General features: G+C 58.4%; 2 protein-coding genes. Both read left to right on the top strand.

All coding sequences use genetic code 11. The annotated features are described in order from the left end of the window. Window positions 1-234 precede the first annotated feature (234 nt). Entirely contained in the window at window positions 235-2,124 is a 1,890-nt protein-coding gene (gene ftsH, locus WCA53_RS27625) for an ATP-dependent zinc metalloprotease FtsH (RefSeq protein WP_423918325.1), read from the top strand. 134 nt (window positions 2,125-2,258) lie between these two features. Continuing rightward, a partial coding sequence (folP, locus tag WCA53_RS27620; RefSeq protein WP_423918320.1) for a dihydropteroate synthase occupies window positions 2,259-2,986 on the top strand: 728 nt, incomplete at its 3' end.

Below are 2,986 nucleotides of genomic sequence, written 5' to 3'. Positions count from 1 at the left end.
CGTTTATTTTGGGCAGGCAACTCAAGCATCGTGATTGAGTTTTGCTGAAGGTACGACCGCCGGCGGAGGGTTTCGAACCCGGTGGAAATGCCCGAGTTGTCCGGAAATTCAGTCCTGTCAGCTATCTCCGCGCTAGTCAAAGGTTATAGCAGGGGCTTGCGGACTGGATTAGAATGCTTTCGTGGTGCCGCAAGGCGAATGTAGGCGCCCGTCTATGAGTGAAGGAGTGGTGCTTTGAACAACAATATGTTCTCTAAGGCGGCAGTGTGGCTGGTTATCGCACTGGTGCTGTTCACGGTGTTCAAGCAGTTCGACAAGCCCCGCGTCCAAGAAGGTGTTTCGTATTCGCAATTCATGGACGACGCGAAGAGCGGGAAAGTCAAGACTGTCACCGTTCAGGGCCGTAATCTCACCGTTACTCCCGCAGACGGCCAGAAATACCAGATTGTGCAGCCCGGCGACATCTGGATGGTCGGCGACTTGATGAAGTACGGCGTTCAGGTCAGCGGCAAGGCCGATGACGAACCGAACGCGCTGGTTTCCGCGCTGTATTACCTCGGACCGACGATCCTGATCATCGGTTTCTGGTTCTTCATGATGCGGCAGATGCAGGGCGGCGGTAAGGGTGGCGCGTTTTCGTTCGGCAAATCGCGAGCGCGATTGATCGACGAGAACAACAACGCAATCAATTTCACCGATGTCGCCGGTTGTGACGAAGCGAAGGAAGAAGTGTCCGAGCTCGTCGACTTCCTGCGCGATCCGCAGAAATTCCAGAAGCTGGGTGGGCGAATTCCTCGCGGCGTCTTGCTGGTCGGGCCTCCGGGTACGGGTAAGACGTTGTTGGCACGGGCTATCGCAGGCGAAGCAAAGGTTCCGTTCTTCAGTATTTCGGGTTCCGACTTCGTGGAAATGTTTGTAGGCGTGGGCGCTGCCCGGGTCCGCGACATGTTCGAGCAGGCGAAGAAGCATGCGCCGTGTATCGTGTTTATCGATGAAATCGATGCTGTCGGCCGTCATCGTGGCGCCGGAATGGGCGGCGGTAACGACGAACGCGAGCAGACGTTGAATCAGATGCTCGTGGAAATGGATGGCTTCGAAGCGAACTCTGGCGTGATCGTGATCGCAGCGACGAACCGCTCCGACGTGCTGGACAAAGCGTTGCTGCGTCCGGGTCGTTTCGACCGTCAGGTCTATGTCGGCTTGCCGGATATCCGCGGTCGCGAGCACATCATGAAGGTCCACCTGCGCAAGGTGCCGATCTCGAATGACGTCGATGCTTCGGTGATCGCTCGCGGTACGCCGGGGTTCTCGGGCGCCGATCTGGCCAACCTCGTGAACGAAGCGGCATTGTTTGCGGCGCGCCGCGGTAAGCGCATCGTGGAAATGGCGGATTTTGAAGACGCTAAAGACAAGATCTTCATGGGTCCGGAACGCAAGTCGGCGGTGATGCGAGAAGAAGAACGTCGCAACACGGCTTATCACGAGTCGGGCCATGCGGTGGTGGCGAAGCTCCTGCCTCACGCCGATCCGGTTCATAAGGTGACGATCATGCCGCGCGGCTGGGCATTGGGCGTGACGTGGCAGTTGCCGGAACACGATCGCGTGAACCTGTATCGCGACAAAATGCTTGAGGAAATCGCCATTTTGTTCGGTGGGCGTGCGTCGGAGGAAGTGTTTCTCAACTCCATGTCGACGGGTGCTTCGAACGATTTCGAGCGCGCGACCAAGATGGCTCGCGACATGGTGACGCGTTACGGCATGTCGGATGTACTCGGCACGATGGTTTATGTCGATACGGAACAAGACGGCATGTTCGGCAAGATGGCGTCGAAGACGGTGTCGGAAGCCACGCAGCAAAAGGTCGATTCCGAAATTCGCCGTATTCTCGACGAACAGTACGGTCTTGCCCGCAAGCTGCTGGAAGACAACCGCGACAAGGTCGAAGCCATGACCAAGGCGCTGCTCGAATGGGAAACCATCGACGCCGAGCAGATCAGCGACATCATGGGCGGTCGTCCGCCGCGTCCGCCGAAGAACCTGCCGCCGCCGTCGAGCGATCCGTCGTCGGGTGGTGGAAATAGTAGTGCGGAAGTGAAACCGGGTAGCGCAACGGCTCCTGCCTAAGCGTCACGAAGTCCGGACAAGGGCTGGTGTGTTCGCACACCAGCCCTTTTTCTTTGGTCCCGCCACCTTTGCGCTGCCAGCGTTGTTAAGTGCGCCACACGTTTTACCCTTTCAACAGCCTGGGCTAGCCCAATATGAGGTCTTCGTTTTCATCGGCAGGAACATCGGCAGGAAGCTCCTCTGCTGCTCAAACCCTTCAATGCGGACGCTTCACGCTGAGCTTTGAGCGCCCGTTGATCATGGGCATTCTCAATGTCACGCCGGACTCCTTTTCAGACGGCGGCCGTTTTGCCGCGCGAGGCGCCGCGCTGGAACAGGCCGAACAGATGATCCGCGACGGTGCCGACATGATCGATATTGGCGGTGAGTCAACGCGTCCCGGCGCCCCCCCGGTGCCACTCGATGAAGAACTCAGGCGTGTGATTCCGGTAATCGAAGCGTTACGATCCGCCGATGTCCCGCTTTCCATCGACACCTACAAGCCAGATGTGATGCGCGCGGCCTTGAGTGCGGGCGCCGATATGGTCAACGATATCTGGGGCTTACGCCGCGACGGCGCGCTCGATGCGGTGAAAGACAGCGCGTGCGGGCTGTGCGTGATGCATATGCTGGGCGAACCGCAAACCATGCAGATGGCCGAGCCTGTGTATCGGGATGTGGTTGCGGATATTCGCGATTTTTTCGCAGAGCGTGTTCGCACCCTGCGGAGCGCCGGTATCGCGGTGGAACGAATTTGCCTCGATCCCGGTTTTGGTTTCGGTAAGTCCGTGATCGATCATAATTACGCATTGCTCGCGCATCTTGGTGAGCTGCAACCGGATACCGCGAGACTGCCGCTGCTCGCCGGCATGTCGCGCAAGTC

Source organism: Caballeronia sp., from assembly GCF_049581465.1.
In the GTDB taxonomy this organism is placed as follows: Bacteria; Pseudomonadota; Gammaproteobacteria; order Burkholderiales; family Burkholderiaceae; genus Caballeronia.
Note: the sequence above shows the minus strand (reverse complement) of the source record. Positions and strands in the feature narration are given on the sequence as shown.